Here is a 17,908-nt window from a genome sequence, read left to right on the forward strand (position 1 = left end):
GTGCCCGGCATACGTCTGCGCGGCCGTGCATTCGTGGAACAGCGTGCTGCCGCATATCGACGCGCTGGACAACATCAGTCGCCTGGCCGACGCACGTCGAGGCGGCCGTGCCCGCTGCCGCGGGCAGCGGCCCGTGGTGCACTCGGACCGCGGCTGCCACTACCGGTGGCCGGGCTGGATCGCGATCTGCGAGCGGCACGGCCTGACGCGCTCGATGAGCGCCAAGGGATGCAGCCCCGACAACGCGGCCGCCGAGGGCGTGTTCGGACGGCTCAAGAACGAGGCGTTCCACGGACGCGACTGGACGGGCGTGCCCTACAAAAGGTTCAAACGCCACATCGGCGACTGGATCTCGTACCACAACAGGAAACGCGAGAAACAGTCCCTGGGATGGAAAAGCCCGGTACAATACAGAAAAGCCTGGGACTGATCCCCTAAATAAAATCTCAAAAAATACCGCACCCCCTTTAATTAATTGTTCCAAAATCACTAAAATCAATGAGAAGGGTTTCCTCTCATGCGAAAGAAATTAGCGGCTGCCACTACCGCGTTGGTGGCAGCTTTCGCGCTGTGCTCGGCAGCGGTGCCGGCGCAAGCCGCGTCTTTATCAGGTTCAGGAACGCAAGCTGATCCGTATTTGATTGCGAATGCGGAGGATCTGGCTCAGTTCCGTGACATTGTGAACGAAGGCGGCGATATCTATTCGACTAATGCGAAGCTGACCGCGGACATCGATCTGCAAGGAAGCACTTGGGTGCCGATCGGCTTGGACAACGCGTCGCCATTCTACGGATCGTTCGATGGCCAGGGCCACGTCATCCGCAATATGCACGTTGATATGAGCAATGAAGAGTCGCCAGCCGGTTTGTTCTCGGAGGTCTTCGGCTCCATTCACAACCTTGGCGTGCTCAATGCCACGGTGACCGGCACGGATATGGTCGGCGCGATCGCTGGCTCAATCGAGAACAGTGATGATGGCACCGGACTCTTCAATTGCTGGAGCGATGGCGGCACGGTCACTGGCCGCTCCATGGTCGGCGGTTTGGTTGGCAATATGCGCTCAAGCGGCCAAGCGACTATTACCGGCTCCTACAACGGCAATCATGTCATTGGCTATGAAAACGGCATCGGCGGCGTTGTGGGCTGGGTCTATAACGCGTCAGTCATCGACAGCCATAATGCAGGAAATGTGGAAGCCGCAGCAAGCGAGTATGTGCTGCCGCATGAGATCGGCGGCGTCATTGGCGGAACAGCCGATGATCTGCACAACGTGTACAACATCGGTTCTGTCACCGCACAGGACAATCAGTATGGCGCAATCTCAGGAACGAGTGACGGAGCGTTCAACTCGTCGAATCTGTATTATCTGAACGGTACCGCTCCTTCCGCATTCGCAGAAGGACAGGACGGTGACGCGCATGCCAAATCAATAGCTGATTTTGAGAATCTTGCCGTTGTGCTCCATGCGCTGTATAGCGCTGCGCCAGAGATCTGGCTCAATACGCGCGGACAGGTGGGCGAGCTACTGAGCAGCTGCCTTGGTTGCAGCCGATTCTGCGTGGACAGATTCCAACATATGATGTGCATGTGCAGATCAGTGGTGATGGAAATGGCAGTGTGCGATCTGCGAATGGTTGGATGGCCGCGAATGTGGATGTCCAGAACGGTGACACGCTGTATGTGCGCGGCGGCACCCAGGGCGCGTTCACAGCAACTTGCAACAATTGCTCCGCGACTCAAGCTGCATATCAGAACACCGCATTGGCTGGCACTGATGGCGATTATTCGTTTGGACCTGTGAATGCGGATGCGACGACGCTCTCAATCGAGTTCACAAAGGCCCCTAGCGAGGAGCCAACGGAACCGAACAAGCCAGAGCCGGAGCAGCCACAGCCTAGCGAGCCTGCGCAGCCGAACAAGCCGGTTGAGCCTGCCGCTCCATCGCCGCAGCCTCAACCGCAGCCGGCTCCAACGAGCAACAATCTGGCCGCGACCGGTTCATCGGTGGCGCCATTGGCTTGGATTCTGGCGTGCTGTGCTGCCTTCGGCGCTATCCTTCTGCTTGGCTCACGAAGCAAGCGCAACTCATAAGCCTTAAAAGCGAGCAATACACAATAAGCGAGTGGGTGGTATGCGATTTGATTCGCATACCACCCACTCGCTTAATTATTCAGAAAGAAATCGGAAGAAGTAGGAAAGGTGAATGAAAAAACGTAGCCTCCTTATCAGATGCCTTGCCATGCTGGCTTATGCGCCCATGCGTAGCGGTAATAATCAGCGTGCTTGAGCTTGGAAGCCGCCGCCTCATCAACAATCACTGTTGCATGTGGATGCAGCTGCAGTGCCGAGGCTGGACAGAACGCGCTGACGCCGCCTTCCACTGTGTGCGCAATCGCATCCGCCTTGCCTTCGCCAAACGCGAGCAGCACCAGATGGCGAGCCTTGAGGATTGTGCCAATGCCCTGTGTGATGCAATGCGTTGGCACTGCGTTCACATCGTCACCGAAGAAGCGTGCGTTGTCGATTCGCGTTTGCTCAGCGAGTGTCTTAACTCGAGTACCCGAAGCGAGCGATGAGCCCGGCTCGTTGAAGCCAACATGGCCATCAGTGCCAATGCCGAGGATCTGCACATCGATGCCGCCAGCTTCCTCAATCGCACGGTCATAGGCAGGACCTGCTTCTTGAATAATGCGTCCATCGCTCAATGGCGCGCCATTGATCACATCACCTGGCACATGCACAAGCGCTGGATCCAGTCCGAGCGGCTCAACAACAGTGCGCTCAATCGTCGAATGATATGACTGCGGATGAGTGATTGGCAGTCCCAAATACTCATCGAGTGCGAAGTCGCGCACATGGGAGACGTCAATGTCCTCGTCATGGACAATCTTCGCGAGCGCCTTGTATGCGGCGAGAGGGCTGGAACCGGTAGCCAAGCCAAGCACAGCCTGCGGGTTCTTGGTAATCAGATCGGCAACGCAGCGTCCGTAAAGTTCGCCTGCTTCTTGCTCGTCTTTTACGATGATGACTTCAGTCATGAATGATGCTCCTTACATCGCGAAATAATCGCGAGATCACAGTGGATGTGCTCAGTCCTTGACAACGGTGGATTCGCTGACCTCAAGCGACGTGCGCTCGAGCGGAAGTCCGCAATCCTTCAGGACGGCGGCAATGCGCTCCACGTTCTCTCCCTTGAGCGGCGCAATAGGCTCAGGCATCTGGTTGGTATCGAATACGCCAAGCAGTGCGAGCGCGGTCTTGAACGCGCCGACGCCAGCGCCGAAGCCCTGCACGCCTTGCACAACGCTCGTGATGCGCATCAGCGCAGCCATCTTGTCCTGCTCGTCGCGCACGGAACGCCAATCGCCTTCCTGGTATGCGTTCCACATATGCACATATGCGGTAGCCTCCACGTTCGCGAGTCCTGGAACGGAACCGTCTGCGCCTGCCATATATGCGCCGTCCACAACGACTTCCTGTCCGGTGAGCAGTGTCAGTGGGTGGCCAGCCTCATTGTTGTCATCAACGAGGAAGCGGAATGAGACATCGTCATTCGAAGAGTCCTTGACACCGGTCAGCACGCCATCGAGACCCAAACGGATCAGCATGTCACGCTGCAGCTTCGTGTGCACGCAAATAGGAATGTCATATGCGAACAGCGGCAGATCAGGAACCGCTTCGTGGATGAGACGGAAGTGGCGCTCGACTTCAGCCTCGCCGCCAAGCGCGTAGAACGGAGCGGTGGCCACAATCGCCGAAGCTCCGAGTTCGCGAGCCACATACGCGTGCTCGATCACGCGGTTGGTCTCGGTGTCAATGCAGCCGACGAGCACAGGCACGCGGTCATCAACGATTTCCATTGCCGCGTTAATGATCTCACGGCGGCGGTCATCAGTGCTGAATGCGACTTCACCGGAGGAACCGAGTGTGAAGATGCCGTTGACGCCGGCGTCGATCATGCGGTTGATGGAGCTTTCAAAACTTGGGAGGTCAAGCTCGTGCGTTGCGGTGAGAGGGGTGACAGCTGGCGGGATGACGCCACGGAATTGCTGTGTCATGATGAGTCCTTTGTTTGTTGCCGTGCCAGTTCATTGTTGAAACGTGGGACGGCGAAAATATTTGAGAGTGTTGTTGAAGATGTGCGGCGCGCGTCTAGGAGTGCGCGCGCCGCACATCTTGGTTGTGTGTTCAGTTATGTGTTGCGGGTGCTATGCGCACTCTTCCGCTGTTGGATGCAGCAGCGACGGTGCTGCATCCAACAGCGTCTTCGTGTAGTCGTTTGTTGGGTGGCGCATCACTTGGTCGGTGGTGCCGCGCTCAACAATCGTGCCGTGATTCATCACGATGACGTCGTCTGAGATGTAGCGGATTGTCTGAATGTCGTGGCTGATGAACACCATGGACAGGCCGAGCTGACGCTTGAGGTCGCTGAGCAGATTCAGGATCTGCGCGCGGACGGAGACGTCAAGTGCGCTGGTAGGCTCATCTGCGATGATCGCGTCTGGATTCAGCGAGAGCGCACGTGCGATTGCAACGCGCTGGCGCTGGCCACCGGAGAGCTGTCCTGGCAGCGCTCCGAGCACTGAGAACGGCAGACCGACCATGCGGATCAGCTCATGCGCACGCTTGTCGCGTTCCGCTTTGCTGCCCAGATGATGCACGGCGAGCGGATCAATGAGCTGGTCAATGACGCTCATTCGCGCGTTCAGAGCGGTTGCTGGATCCTGGAACACGGCCGAGACGACTCGACCGATTTCCATGCGCTCCTTTGCGGTGCGGTGCGTGACATCCTGGCCCTTGAACAGAACCTTTCCGGAAGTCAGTGACTGCAGTCCGCACATCACGTTCGCTGTTGTCGACTTGCCGCAGCCAGACTCACCGACGATGCCGATGGTCTTTCCTGGCATGAGCTTGAGGTTGACATCATTGACAGCGGTGATCCTGTTCTTGTGGAACAGACCTGAACCTGCGCGCGTTGTGAAGATGACCTTGGCGTCTTTCAGTTCGATGATTGGAACGTCTGGCTTTTCTTCAGGCTTTGTCAAATCAATGTGCTGGTTCATCATGCACCTTCCTTTCCGCCCTCTGGGCTTGTGGAAGCTTCGGATGCTGCTGCGGCAGCCGCTGCGGCCTTCTCGGAGTTCTCCTGCGAGGACTTCTCGACTTCGGTTGGCTCCTGGAGCATATGCTCATCAGCCTTGGTGTATTTGGCCTGCTCAGGAAGCGGCGCGTCAGGCTGGGCCGCGTAGAAGTGCCATGTGCCTGGCACGCGGACCATGACTGGACGCGTATCGAGTCCAACGTCAGGATGCGAGGAGCGTGGCGCGAAGCGGTCGCCTTTCGGGAATTCGATTGGGCTTGGGACGGTGCCCGGCACCTGATGCAGACGTGGAGCACCAGCCTCGATCGAGGTGACAGCGCCAAGCAGACCGCGGGTGTACTCGTGACGAGGGTCGGTCAGGATCTCCTTCGTGGAGCCCTGCTCAACAACCTGGCCTGCGTACATGACGGGGATCGAATGCGCGACCTTTGCGACGAGCGCGAGATCGTGGGAGACGAAGACCATTGCGAAGCCGAGCTTCTTGCGCAGCGAGTTGAGCAGATCGATGACCTGCTTCTGCACGGTCACATCAAGTGCGGTCGTAGGCTCATCAGCGATAATCAGCTTTGGATCGCGGGTCAATGCCATTGCAATCAGCACGCGCTGGCGCTGGCCACCGGAGAGCTCGTGTGGGTAGGACTCAAGCGTGCGCTTAGGGTCCAGACCAACCAGCTCAAGCAGTTCTTCCGCGCTACGGGTGCCACCGCGGCTGGTCAGCTGCTTCATCTGCGCCTTGATCAGCATCGATGGGTTGAGCGAGCTCAGTGCGTCCTGGTAGATCATTGCGATCTCATGACCGCGGATCTTGTTGTATTCGCGCTGGTCGAGGCCAACGAGGTTCTTGCCATCGAGCAGGATCTCGCCGGAGATCTTGGCCTTTGGATCAAGCAGACCCATGATGGCGAGCGAGGTGATCGACTTACCGCAGCCAGACTCACCAACAAGGCCCATCGTCTCTCCTGGACGAACCGAGAAGTTCAGATGATCAACGACGTTGACGTTGCCATAGCGTGGGAACTGGATGCACAGATCCTTGACCTCAAGCACTGGAGCTTCGGTGCTCACTGGCTCAAGGCGGTCGGTGCGCTTGAGTTCTGCCTCACGCAGCTTCGTCAGCGAATCGACGAGCGCGTCATGCTGCTCTGCGTATGCAGCGACTGGATCGGTGAGCAGGCGGTCTTCCTTGCGGTCAGCTGCCACATCCGCTGCGGTCTTCTCGACTGGAGCGCTTGGAGCTGCGACCATCGCATCGGTGATGCCCTCAGACAGGATGTTCAAGCACAGCACCGTGATCATGATTGCGAGGCCTGGATACAGTGCCTGCCACCAGTAACCGAAGATGACGCCTTCCTTCGCGGACGAAAGAATGTTGCCCCATGTTGGTGTTGGCTCAGGAATGCCTGCGTTGATGAAACTCAGCGACGCCTCGAAGACGATTGCGTCTGCAACCGAGAGCGTAGTGAACACCATGACTGGCGCTGCGATGTTGCGCATGACGTGCTTGACGAGGATCCACGGAGCGCGAGCGCCGGAGACGATGACTGCACGTACATAATCCTTGCCGTATTCACTGATGATGTTTGCGCGGACAATTCGTGCGATCTGCGGAACATAGAGAATACCGATCGAGATGATGATGCCGATCATCGACTGGCCGAGCACTGCGACGAACACTGCTGCAAGCGCGATGCCTGGGATCGACATGATGATATCGATCAGTCGCATGATGATCTCAGAGATCCAGGTGCGGCTCACAGCGGCGATTGCGCCGATGATCGAACCGACGATCAATGCGAATGCGATGGATGACAGGCCGATGACGAGCGAGTAGCGAGCGCCGTATACGGCTCGTGTCAACACATCACGGCCGAGGTTGTCGGTACCGAAGATGTGCGCGCCGGTTGGGGCTTGGTAGCTTTCGGTGATCGCCATTGGGCTGTACGGCGTGATCACTGGCGCGAGAATCGCGGCGATGACGAGCAGCAGAATGACGATGGCTGAAATCTTCGATCCCAGCGTCATCTTGCTGAACCTGTTGAACTTGACCTTTGGCTTGGTTGCCGCCGCTCCGGCGACTTTATTCTGTCCGAACAGCATCTCACACCGTCCTGATTCTTGGGTTGATCAGCACGTAGAGCAGATCGACCACAATGTTGATGATGATGAACGAGAGCGCGACGATGAGTACGACACCCTGGACGAGCGTTGGCTCGTTGCCGTTGATGCCGTCGAACATCGCAGTACCCATGCCTGGCAGGGCGAAGATGACCTCGATGACGATTGCGCCGCCGAGCAGGTAGCCGATCTTCATGCCGAGCGTGGTGATTGGCGTGATCAGTGCGTTGCGGAAGACGTTGCGTGCGATGACGACGCCCTTTGGAATACCCGCGCCGATTGCGGTGCGCACATAATCCTTGTCAAGCTCCTCGACCATCGATGTACGAATGATACGGGTCAGCTGGCCTGCGACTGGCAAGCCCAGCGCGAAGGTAGGCATTGCCATACGTGCGAGGTATGCGCCTGGATCCTCCGAGAACGGAGTGAGCGGTCCCGCGCCTGGCAGCCAGGAGAGCTTGATCTGCAGCAGCCAGATGAGCAGAACGCCGAGCCAGAACGATGGGGTTGCGATTGCGATGATCGAAAGGACACGGATCGTCTGGTCAACCCAGGTGTCGCGGTAAAGTGCTGCGAGCACGCCGAAGATGACTGCGAGGATGACTGCGATCAGCAAACCAATGAAGGTAAGCTGCAGAGTGATTGGGAATGCCTGTCCAATGCGTGCGGAGACGGAGTCCTTGTTGACGCCGTATACGCCCATATTGCCGTGGCACAGACCGACCAGATAGGACCAGAACTGCGACCACCATGGCTTGTCGTAGCCCATTTCATGGCGGAATGCTTCCAGCTGAGCGCCGGTTGCGTTCTCGCCAAGAGCTGCGACTGCAGGATCGTACTTGGAGAACGACATCAGGAAGAACACCAGAAAGATGACTCCGAATGCCATGAACGGCAGGGCGATCAGTCGACGCCCGAGAAGTCTAAGAAAATTACTCATGGTATGTCCAATGTTGAAGTGTTCGTATATTGCCCGGTGCTTACCGCGTTATTGCGATGTGAGGCACCGGCTGTTTTTGGGGATGAAAAGACCGGCCCGTCCGCATGAGGAAGGAAAAGGGAAAACTAGGCGAATAGGCCGGTCTTTATTGTTGGTTAATTGGTTCGAAGAAGTTGTTGAGCCGCTCCTTGTGGGTTACTTCGCGAGCTTGGCCTGGACGAGGTCGAGGCCTGTCGTGCCCATTGCCTTGTACTCGCTGAAGACGCCCTTCTTGACGGCGGTGCTCACCTTGCGGTGGAACAGAGGATACAGCGGCACCTGCTCGGAGAGCAAGTCATAGCACTGGTTCCAGTAGTCCTGACGTTCGTCATCGGTCTTTGCGGCAAGAGCCTTGTTCATCAGATCGTGCAGCTCGTTGTAGCTTTTCGATCCGTTCCAGAACGTGCGCTGCTTGGTCCAGACGTTGTCGCCATACCACCAATTCATCAGCAGGTCAGGGTCATCACCGAAGACCGAAGGGTCACCAGGCGCAAGGACCATCGAGAAGTCCGCATCGTCCTTATCAGTGATGGATGGATACAGTGCCGAGGACTTCATCGACTGGATGTCCACATCGATGCCGGATTCTGCCAGATCGTTCTTGATCTGCGGTGCAAGCTGCGTGATCCAGGTGTGGTCGGTCGTGTACAGCGTTGTCTTGATTGGACCGCTGACGCCTGCTTCCTGCAGCAGCTCCTTGGCCTTTGCGGTGTCCTTCGTGTAGACGTTCTTCGCCTTGTGGTGATTAGCGAAGTCCTCTGGCAGGAAGCTGGTGATCTGCTGAGCCTGTCCGGACAGCTGGTTGTCGATCAGCTTCTTCGTGTCGATCGAGTAGAACACAGCCTGACGAACGCGAGGATCGTCGAATGGCTTCTTCTTCGTGTTGAACATGATGAACGCCTGGTTGAAGCCCTGCACCGTCTGAATGTCGGAGCCTGCGGACTTCAGCGTCTGCATTGCCTTTGCAGGGACGTTCTCCATGACGTCGGTCTTGCCAGCCTGCATAGCGGTGACGCGTGCGGTGTCGTCGATGTTGACGTTCCACACCATCTTCTTCGTCTGTGCTGGGTAGGTGCCGTTGTAGTTGTCGTTCTTTTCGAAGTTCACCTGCTGATCGGTGATCGACGTGTACTTCCATGGACCAGATCCGGTAGGCATCTTCTTGAGCTCTGCGTCGGACTTGTCAGTTGGAACGATTGGCATCAGGGCAAGGCGCTTCTCGAACATTGGGAAGGCTTCCTTGAGCTTGAAGTCCACCTGGTTGTCACCCTTGGCCTCAACGGAATCGATGAAGTCAAGCATCGAGATGAACAGGCTGCCCTCAGCGGTTGAACGCTTGTAAGAGCTGACCACATCGGATGCCTTGACTGGGGTGCCATCGGAGAACTTCGCTCCATCGCGCAGCGTCACGATGTACTCAGTGTCAGAGACCTTCTGTGGCTCGCCCTTGGCGAGTGCCGGGAACGTGTCATAGGTCGTGTAATCGAGCGAATACAGAGGCTCAACAACATGCCAGTTAGCGGACTTAGGCAGTGCGCCTGATGTGGTGCTTGGCATGAAGTCACGGCTTGCGTATGCGACTTCCGCAGTGATCGTATCTGGAACGGATGTGCCCTTGGATGCATTGGCGGCGGATCCTCCACCGCAGCCGGCCATGGCCACTACCATGCCACCGGCCAAGACAGCGGCAACAGCTGCCTTGAGTTTTGCATTGACCTTAACCATTGAATCTCTCCTCATCTTTGAGAATGTGCCTTCTTAAGTCCAACTCGACGACGCTCGTTTTTGCGCGATCGTCAGGTCTCAATGGATTTCCGGTCCACTTGAAACCCTATCGGGTGCTGAACTGGTTTCAATGATAAGACGTCTGATGTCTTACTTCAACTGTGGTCAAACGCGCATGTCGGCGTGTTTTGTGTCATTTTCGCATAACTCATCCATCTACCGCTCAACAGACAGGTCCTCTCATCTATTGAAAATAGGGCGTTTTCCGTTCTTTTTATTGGCACCAGGAATCTCCACTGACTTATGCTCTAAGCCCAATTATTATTGCTCTCTTCCGCGTGCCGAATTCTCGACTTGACAGTCAAAAACGTTTCTGTTGTTAGCCTTCCATGCCGTGTTATCATTGACATTAGATGTCTGACGTCTTATCTATTTATCGGTTATCGAAAACTTCGGATGTCTAAATTCCCAAGGGACGCGCCAATCACCGTTGATTGCACGCGCCACTGATCGAACTACTCAAAGGAGAGTTATCCATCATGTCAGCCTCTGACACCATACGATGGTCTCAGCACGATTTCCCAGAACCTGAAGGCTCCATCACCTGCACTTTCCGCGCGAACGCTGACGGCCGCATACTCGCCGTCAACAGCGAAGGCAGCGCACCGCAGCTCGTCTGCGGTATTGAACGCGGCGCGCTGCGCGTGCAGGCGGTGACGCCGCACGCGCCAGTAGACCTTGATATCGAAGACACCGCCGGCGTCAGCGATGGCGCAGCGCATACGCTCGCGCTCACGTTCGGCGAGTTTGGCGCGCGCGTTTACCTCGACGGCGCGCAATGTTTCAGCAGCACCGCGAACCTGTGCCCAACCGCACTCGGCACCGCCGCTGACGGTACGCAAGCCAGCGGCGCCATCGCTGCCGGAGACGCGGCGGTCAACGTCAGCGATCTGCAGCTGCACGCGCAACCGCTCACGTCCGAGCAGATTCTGGCGGCAACGCCAACGCCACAACCGGACATCAACTTCGCGGCGGCCCAGCTTGCGCCGCGTGATGTACGTCGTGTGCGCGAACTGCACGGCGGCACCATCTATGCGCATTTCCGCGTGCGTGGTCCACGGCAGTATGGCACCATTCTTGCCGCGAGCGTGAATGACAAGGAGGTGCTCGCCGTCTCAATCGATGACACCGGCATCACAATGACCGCCGCCGACGGCTCATATGACCCAACCGTCTACCACGCGAACGGCGTGTGGGATGACGGCCGCTGGCATGATCTGACGATCCGCTCAGCGCGCGGCGCCATTGACATCTATGTGGACGGCTGGCACGAGCTCCACCAGGCGGGCCAGATCTTCTTCGGCGACTGGCCGGATATCACCGCCATCCATATTGGAGAGAACACCGATGGCGTCCGTCTGATGGGAGAGGTGCGCAACGGCGGCATCTTCACCACCGCGCTCACTGATGGCAAAATCCGCAAACTCTCCTCCGCGCCCGCGTTGACAACGACCGCGCTGTTTGACAAAGGGTTTCACGGCTCGGCGAGCTACCGCATCCCCTCGCTGATCCGCACGCCGCATGACGTTGTCATAGCCGGCGCCGACCAACGCGTCGCCATCGCGAACGACGCACCCAACCATATCAATTTCGTCATCAGACGCTCGCTCGACGGCGGCAGCACCTGGCTTGACATGCAAACGGTGATCGACAATCCAGGCGATGGCATTGACGGCGCGTCCGCAATCGATTCCTGCTTGGTCTGCGATGAACAGACCGGCCGCGTCATTGTGCTGATCGACCGTTTCGCAGGCGGCATCGGCCTGCCGAACAACAAACCTGGCGTCGGCGTTGACGAGCGCGGCAGACTCCGTCTCTATGACGCGAGCGGCGCGCATTATCTGCTCAATGAGGACGGCAGCGTCGTGCATGAGGACGGCACGCCAACGGACTATCTCGTTGACGAACACGGCGATGTGACGCGCAATGGCGAGCCAGCAGGCAACATCTATCTCAAAGAGGGCGTCGACCCACACGAATCCGTATTGATGGAGCGCACCAGTTACGTGGTCGAGGTGCATTCCGATGACGATGGCGCCACTTGGAGCGCGCCGCGCAACCTCAACCATATGATCAAAGAGGAATGGATGCACTTCCTTGGCGTCTCCCCTGGCAATGGCATTCAGCTGCAGGCAGGCGCTCACCGTGGACGTCTGCTGATTCCGTTCTATTTCACCGGCGCTTCGCTCAAGCATTACGCTGGTGGCGCGCTGATCAGCGATGACGGCGGCAAGACCTGGCGTCGCGGCGCCACCATCAACGAGGGGCGCGTCATCAACGGCGTGGAGGTTGACCCGAAGAACATTTGGGATGATGACGCAACAACGCATGAATCAGTGCTCACCGAGCGCGCGGACGGCACTGTTGTCTGCTTCTTCCGCAACCAGAACCGTTCGGGGCGCGTTGGCGTGGCGCTCAGCCATGACGGCGGCGAGACCTGGGATGACATGTACTTCGATGAGCAGATCCCTGACATTTTCTGCCAGCCGAACGCAGTGACCTGCGCGCCTGGCTCGGATGTGACGGTGTTCGCGAACGCGAGCCAGATGCTGCCGTACCGCGGCAACGGCGTGCTGCGGCTGAGTTTGGACGGAGGCCGTACTTGGGCCGCGCATCGTTGCGTAAACCCGTATCACTACGTGTACCAGTGCATGAGGATGCTGCCGAACGGCAACCTTGGACTGCTCTGGGAACGTGAGACCGCGGGCCTGTATTTCACTGAACTGCCGCTGAGCATTTTCGGCATTCCGCAGATCGGCTGATAATTCACGAATAAAAGCGGATGCGGCGGTCACCACTACGGTGACCGCCGCATCCGCTTTGTTTATCGATTATTGTTTATTTTTGTTCGCTTTGTATTACTGTTTCTCACCCAGTCGAGCGACGAACCAGCTCGTGATCGACGTAGGATGCGTGATCGCTGTGCCAACAACAGCAGCCCACGCACCGCACTGCATCACTTCATGCAGCTGCTCAGGAGTGTGGATACGCCCTTCGCACAGCACCGGCAAATCAGGGAATGCTGCGATCATCTGCTTGAGCAGCTCAAAATCTGGCCCATCGGTCTTCTCGCGCTCACCGGTGTAGCCGGCAAGCGTGGTTGAGATGATGTCCGTGCCCGCGTCAACGGCGCGCTTGGCATCATCGAAGCTGCCGCAGTCAGCCATGACTGTGACGCCCTCGTCATGCAGCGCGCGCACCGTCTCGGCATAAGTGCGGCCATCCGGACGTGGCCTGCCGGTCGCGTCAATCGCAACGATGTCCGCGCCCGCGGCTGCGCAGCAGCGTGCGTGGCGCAGTGTAGGCGTGATGTAGACGCCTTCAGATCCGTCTTTCCAAATGCCAATGACTGGCACATCCACTTGGCCTTTGATCGCCGAAATATCGGAAAGCCCCTGGCAGCGAATGCCAACAGCGCCACCTTCAACAGCGGCCATAGCCATTTGCGCCATCGTCTCCGGATGCCGCAGCGGCTCGCCCGGATAAGCCTGGCAGCTGACGACCAAGCCGCCTTTAATACGATTGATTACTGGATTATCTCGCATCTTTGCATGTCCTTTCCATTGGAATAAAAATCGTGTCAGTTGATCGTCTGGCTCGCAGCGACGGCGGCGCCAATGAGCGGCGCATCACCGCCGAGCTCACCTTCGCGCAGTTGCACGTCACGCAACAGTGGCAGCGCTGATTCACGGTAGCCAATCCTCAGTGCGCTCCACCAGTCAGCGCCAGCCTTCGTGACTGATCCGGACACCACAATGCCGTCTGGATCAATCAGATTCGCCATGCCGCCAATGCACACTCCAAGTGCGTGCGCGCTATCTTTGATGACCGAAATCGCGGTCTCATCGCCGTCATTGGCGAGCGCGGCGACCTCGCCGCCGTTGTGCACTTGACTGCCGTCCGTACGTATGTTGTACAGCGTAGCCAAGCCGGTGCCGCTCGCAACCGGCTCAATATGCCCCTGCGTGGTGCCGCATGAGCACAGCACGCCCACGCCAAGCGGACTTGCCACATGGCCTGCGTGCCCCGCCATGCCATGCGCGCCAAAGAACGGCTGCCCATCAATGATGATTGCACCGCCAATGCCAGTGCCCACGCCAATGGAAAGCATGATGCGCGAAGTGCGTCCCGCACCATACTGGGCTTCGCCCAGACCATGCGCCACAACATCGCCAACCATATACACCGGCAAAACAGTCACTTGATGAAGCGCCTGGTAAATCTGCTGACCTTTCCAGCCAGGCAGCAAATCAGTAGCTGAGATGATCTCGCCGGTCTTGCTATCCGGCACGCCCGCAGCGGCTATGCCAATGCCGCGGGGCACAATGCCATGCTCTCCAGCGAGCTGAAGCTGCTGGTAAGCGAACTCCATCAGACGCTCACGCACCGCGTCGCCGCCTTCGGCAGCGCGCGTCGGAATCTCATCGCGCAGCAGCACAACGGGCGCGTCGCCTTCTTCAGGAAGACGCACGAACGCGCTCGCGATCTTTGTGCCGCCAATATCGAATGTGAGGAGCTCAGCCATTTCCCACCGCCTCGTGGATATGGGCCAAATACTGCACACGCTCGTCAAGTGAAGCGTCCTTTGGCACGCACACCTTCGCGCCCACATAGGAGAGCGGATGCTGCTGCGTCTTCGCTGCCGCCACGCACTGACGGATCGCGGTGGCGTCCATCAGCGATGTTGGTTCATCCGGATTCATTGGCAGATGCCCATCAATCCATGGATAACCGTACTGGGTCTCTTCTGGACCCGCACCAGAGAACATCAATCCGGTGAGCACGCCCGCAGCGGCGGCCTGCTGCACCTGCTCAAGGGCGGTCTGCGCGCTACGGCCTTCAACAGCGGAACGTCCCCAGTTGATGGTCAGACCAATGCCGAGCTGCTTGCACAGCATGATTTCGTCATCAAGAGAGAGGAATCCCTTTTCTGGCGCCTGGCCTGGGATATAGCGGTCGCAATGTTCGATGACCAGCTGCGCTCCGCTCCAATCCCAGCTCTTCAGCAGGCTCAACGACTCCGCCATACGCTCACGGGCGGCGATGCGCGTTGGAGCGCTGTGCAACTCGATGTACGCAATATCCTGCGAACCGCGGATTTCCGCGACATCCGCAACAGCACGGCGCAGATCCTCAAAGAAACCGATCGCCGCGCGGCGTCCAGCCTCCTGAGGGCCAGCAAGGCCAAATGACGGATTCTTCTTCACATGCTGCATAGTGCCTGGAATCGCTGTGACCGAGTTCGCGTGCCAATGCTTAGGCAGATGTGTGGCCAGCCAATGGCGGTCGTCTTTATCTGCGAGATCGCCCGGATACGGTATTTCCGTGCCTGAGATCCATGGCTTCTCGCCGAGCAAAACATAGTACATTTCCTGGGAAGGGCGTCCTTGTGGCAATGATGCGTAGGCGCCAACGATGAATTCCGGCTCCATATTTCCTCCTTGAAATACACGAGACATCGTAAAGCCCATCATACATCAGACATCTGATGTCTACGATGGTCATCTAACAGCGTGTTGACATGAACTGCGCGGCTGGAATGACATTCCAGCCGCGCAGCTTTGCATTGATGTGATGAAAAATATGTATTTAGTTATTTGGCTTGATGTGTTCGCGCAGAATAGATTCGATTGGCTGATAATGCTGGCCCACAGCCTCGCGGTACATATGCGGATTGCCCTCAACGGCAGCGGCGAGCATACGGCGATGTGCCTCGGCGGTATCGAGCATTTTCTCTGACGGCGCAAGACCCAGCTGCGGAAGCACAGCCATATGCACGAGCCACAGCGAACGCACCATCTGCTTGGCCACGGTGTTGTCAAGCGGCTGGAGCAGACCCATATGGAACGCGATGTCCGCATGGAGGAAATCTTCGCCATTGTCAGCGGCCTCAATCATGCTATCAGCGAGCGCACGCAGCTCAGGCTGCTGGGTCCCTTTGAATCTGGCACACACCTCATCCGCGCATCCGAGGTCAAGGAACCTGCGCAGCTCCACAACATCCTGCAGATCGGTGAAATTCTTGCCAACCGAAACCATTGAGCGGAACGCGAGGGTCTCCACCATCGGATCAAGCGACAGCGAACCAACAAACGTGCCTTTACCGTGCTCCACTTTCACAATGTTCAGCGCTTCAAGCTTTCGTACGGCCTCACGCACCGAAGAGCGGGAGGCCCCCACTTCGTCGCACAGTTCGGTCTCAGTTGGAAGCGGGTCTCCTGGCTGCAGCCGCTCTTTGAGAATGTATGATTTGATGGCATCCATGGTCACATCGCATCGGCTACGCATCGCCGTCTGCGGCAAAGCCCCCGGTTGCAGTCGAGCCAGTGCCTGCATTTCGCGGTCAGTGTAACCTTTGCGCTCAGTCGGGGCCGCCATCCCCACGCCCTCTTGCGTACTCATACGCCCCTCCATTGGTCTGGTAACGTGTCACGTTCGATGTATCGATAAAACGGCTGAATGCGCTCATAACCGCCATTGGCCACTAGACATCAGACGTCTTACGAAAAAATAATAACTCTCCTCAGGACCTCCAGCAAGCCAAAGTCTCATATTTTGCAACGTTTTGCCCTTGTTCAGGCGGCAAGAAAGCGCGACACGCCCACAAACTTGTCTGACGTCTGACCACTGAACGCGGTATCATAGGCATCGAGCATTCACAATGAGGTGATGATATGGAACAAACACGCGTACAGGTGGCACAAGCCATCGCGCAATCATTCAACGAGCAGCCACGTCCGTGGGCGATCCGCAATGCGCGGCGCGTCGACGCACGCGGTGTGCTTGAACATTGCTGGATTGTTGCTGATGGCGACACCATTGTTGCGACCGGCACAAGCGATGACGAACTCGAACGCGCAATCGAGCATTACGGCGTAGGCGAACGTCTCACCGACGCCTACGGCATGATTATGACTCCGGGCTATGTGGACATCCATGCGCATGGCTCATGGGGCAAATCCTTTGACGATGGCGCCGAAGGAATCATGATTGCCCGCGCAGGGCATATGGTGCATGGCACAACACGTCAGGTGCTCAGCCTGATCACAAACCCAATCAATACGATGTGCGAGAATCTGCGCAACGTGCATGAGGCGATGGCGCAACGTCCTGATGTGCTTGGCTCGCATCTGGAGGGTCCGTTCCTTGCGCTGTCACGCAAAGGCGCACATGACCCACAGTGCCTGCGGGACCCTACGCCGGACTTGGTCAACGCGCTGCTTGAAGCCGCGGACGGCAGTCTGCGCCAGATCACAATCGCGCCAGAACTCCCTCACGGACTCGACGCCATCCACCGCTTCTCCGAAGCCGGCGTCGCGCCAGCAGTAGGGCATTGCGACGCGGACTACGCAACGGCACAGCGCGCTTTTGACGCGGGCGCCACACTGATGACGCATATGTTCAACGCAATGAACGGTCTCGCGCACCGCGCGCCTGGCCCAATCCCCGCCGCAGTCGAAGACCCGCGCGTCTCCATCGAGCTGATCAACGACGGCTTCCACGTGCAGAATCCTATGGTTGAGCTTTCGTTCGGCTTCGCACCAGGACGAATCGCTTTCGTCACCGACGCCATGGCGGCAACCGACTGCCCTGACGGCAACTACCAGCTTGGCGCACTCGATGTGGTCGTTGAAAACGGCCATGCCCGTCTGGTCTCGAACGGCGCCATCGCCGGCTCCACTCTGGTGCTGGAACGCGCAGTGCAGCGCGCCGTCCAAGTGCTGGGAATCTCCGAGACAGCTGCTGTAGCGGCGGCCACGCTCGTGCCGGCAAAGGCGCTCGGCCTTGACAAACCTAACGCCATCACCAATCAGCCGCTCGGACTCATTGCGCCAGGATACGCGGCTGACGTACTGTTGCTTGACCCAGCCCAGTGGCAAGTCGAGCACGTATGGTGTGCGGGACGTCCTATGAAGTAACCGTTTCCG

Annotated in this window: 14 protein-coding genes; 4 read left to right on the forward strand and 10 right to left on the reverse strand. The window is 57.9% G+C overall.

Going from position 1 to position 17,908, the window contains the following annotated elements; genetic code table 11:
* The coding region (locus BMON_RS08815) for an IS3 family transposase (protein ID WP_156098639.1) at positions 1-430 on the forward strand (430 nt) is incomplete at its 5' end.
* Positions 431-517: 87 nt separating this feature from the next.
* The gene (locus BMON_RS08820) at positions 518-1,801 is read left to right on the forward strand and encodes a hypothetical protein (RefSeq protein WP_034885506.1); all 1,284 of its coding nucleotides are present in this window, start codon (positions 518-520) and stop codon (positions 1,799-1,801) included.
* A 424-nt stretch (positions 1,802-2,225) separates the two neighbouring features.
* Here BMON_RS08820 and BMON_RS08830 read toward each other — a convergent pair whose 3' ends face one another.
* The 6 genes from BMON_RS08830 to BMON_RS08855 form a co-directional block, all read right to left on the reverse strand.
* Positions 2,226-3,038 carry a glucosamine-6-phosphate deaminase gene (locus BMON_RS08830; RefSeq protein ID WP_033512766.1) on the reverse strand — a complete coding sequence of 271 codons (813 nt, stop codon included), beginning with the start codon at positions 3,036-3,038 and terminating at the stop codon, positions 2,226-2,228.
* A gap of 51 nt (positions 3,039-3,089) precedes the next feature.
* Entirely contained in the window at positions 3,090-4,058 is a 969-nt protein-coding gene (locus BMON_RS08835) for a dihydrodipicolinate synthase family protein (RefSeq protein WP_033512768.1), read from the reverse strand.
* A gap of 150 nt (positions 4,059-4,208) precedes the next feature.
* Positions 4,209-5,063 (reverse strand): ABC transporter ATP-binding protein, encoded by an 855-nt coding sequence (locus BMON_RS08840; protein ID WP_033512854.1) that lies wholly within the window; start codon positions 5,061-5,063, stop codon positions 4,209-4,211.
* Positions 5,063-7,198, reverse strand: a complete 2,136-nt coding sequence (locus tag BMON_RS08845; RefSeq protein ID WP_033512770.1) for a dipeptide/oligopeptide/nickel ABC transporter permease/ATP-binding protein — start codon at positions 7,196-7,198, stop codon at positions 5,063-5,065. The genes BMON_RS08840 and BMON_RS08845 overlap by 1 nt, the downstream gene beginning before the upstream one ends.
* Before the next feature lies 1 nt (position 7,199).
* On the reverse strand, positions 7,200-8,156 hold the full coding sequence (locus tag BMON_RS08850; RefSeq protein WP_051918049.1) for an ABC transporter permease: 957 nt from the start codon (positions 8,154-8,156) through the stop codon (positions 7,200-7,202).
* 195 nt (positions 8,157-8,351) lie between these two features.
* Positions 8,352-9,920 carry an ABC transporter substrate-binding protein gene (locus BMON_RS08855; protein ID WP_033512774.1) on the reverse strand — a complete coding sequence of 523 codons (1,569 nt, stop codon included), beginning with the start codon at positions 9,918-9,920 and terminating at the stop codon, positions 8,352-8,354.
* Between the two features lie 539 nt (positions 9,921-10,459).
* Here BMON_RS08855 and BMON_RS08860 point away from each other — a divergent pair.
* A complete protein-coding gene (locus BMON_RS08860) occupies positions 10,460-12,742 on the forward strand; it encodes a sialidase family protein (protein ID WP_051918050.1) in 2,283 nt (760 codons plus the stop codon).
* 96 nt (positions 12,743-12,838) lie between these two features.
* Here BMON_RS08860 and BMON_RS08865 read toward each other — a convergent pair whose 3' ends face one another.
* The 4 genes from BMON_RS08865 to BMON_RS08880 all read right to left on the reverse strand — a co-directional run bounded on the left by BMON_RS08865 (position 12,839) and on the right by BMON_RS08880 (position 16,358).
* Positions 12,839-13,525, reverse strand: coding sequence for an N-acetylmannosamine-6-phosphate 2-epimerase (locus tag BMON_RS08865; protein WP_033512776.1), 687 nt, complete (start codon positions 13,523-13,525; stop codon positions 12,839-12,841).
* A gap of 35 nt (positions 13,526-13,560) precedes the next feature.
* Positions 13,561-14,505 (reverse strand): ROK family protein, encoded by a 945-nt coding sequence (locus BMON_RS08870; protein WP_033512778.1) that lies wholly within the window; start codon positions 14,503-14,505, stop codon positions 13,561-13,563.
* Positions 14,498-15,412: a DUF4862 family protein gene (locus BMON_RS08875; protein ID WP_033512779.1), complete on the reverse strand. Its 915-nt coding sequence runs from the start codon at positions 15,410-15,412 to the stop codon at positions 14,498-14,500. The genes BMON_RS08870 and BMON_RS08875 overlap by 8 nt, the downstream gene beginning before the upstream one ends.
* A gap of 157 nt (positions 15,413-15,569) precedes the next feature.
* Entirely contained in the window at positions 15,570-16,358 is a 789-nt protein-coding gene (locus tag BMON_RS08880; protein WP_152595772.1) for a FadR/GntR family transcriptional regulator, read from the reverse strand.
* A 296-nt stretch (positions 16,359-16,654) separates the two neighbouring features.
* Here BMON_RS08880 and nagA point away from each other — a divergent pair, with 296 nt between their 5' ends.
* The gene (gene nagA, locus BMON_RS08885) at positions 16,655-17,899 is read left to right on the forward strand and encodes an N-acetylglucosamine-6-phosphate deacetylase (RefSeq protein WP_033512780.1); all 1,245 of its coding nucleotides are present in this window, start codon (positions 16,655-16,657) and stop codon (positions 17,897-17,899) included.
* Positions 17,900-17,908 lie beyond the last annotated feature (9 nt).

It is taken from the genome of Bifidobacterium mongoliense DSM 21395 (assembly GCF_000741285.1).
Classification (GTDB): domain Bacteria; phylum Actinomycetota; class Actinomycetes; order Actinomycetales; family Bifidobacteriaceae; genus Bifidobacterium; species Bifidobacterium mongoliense.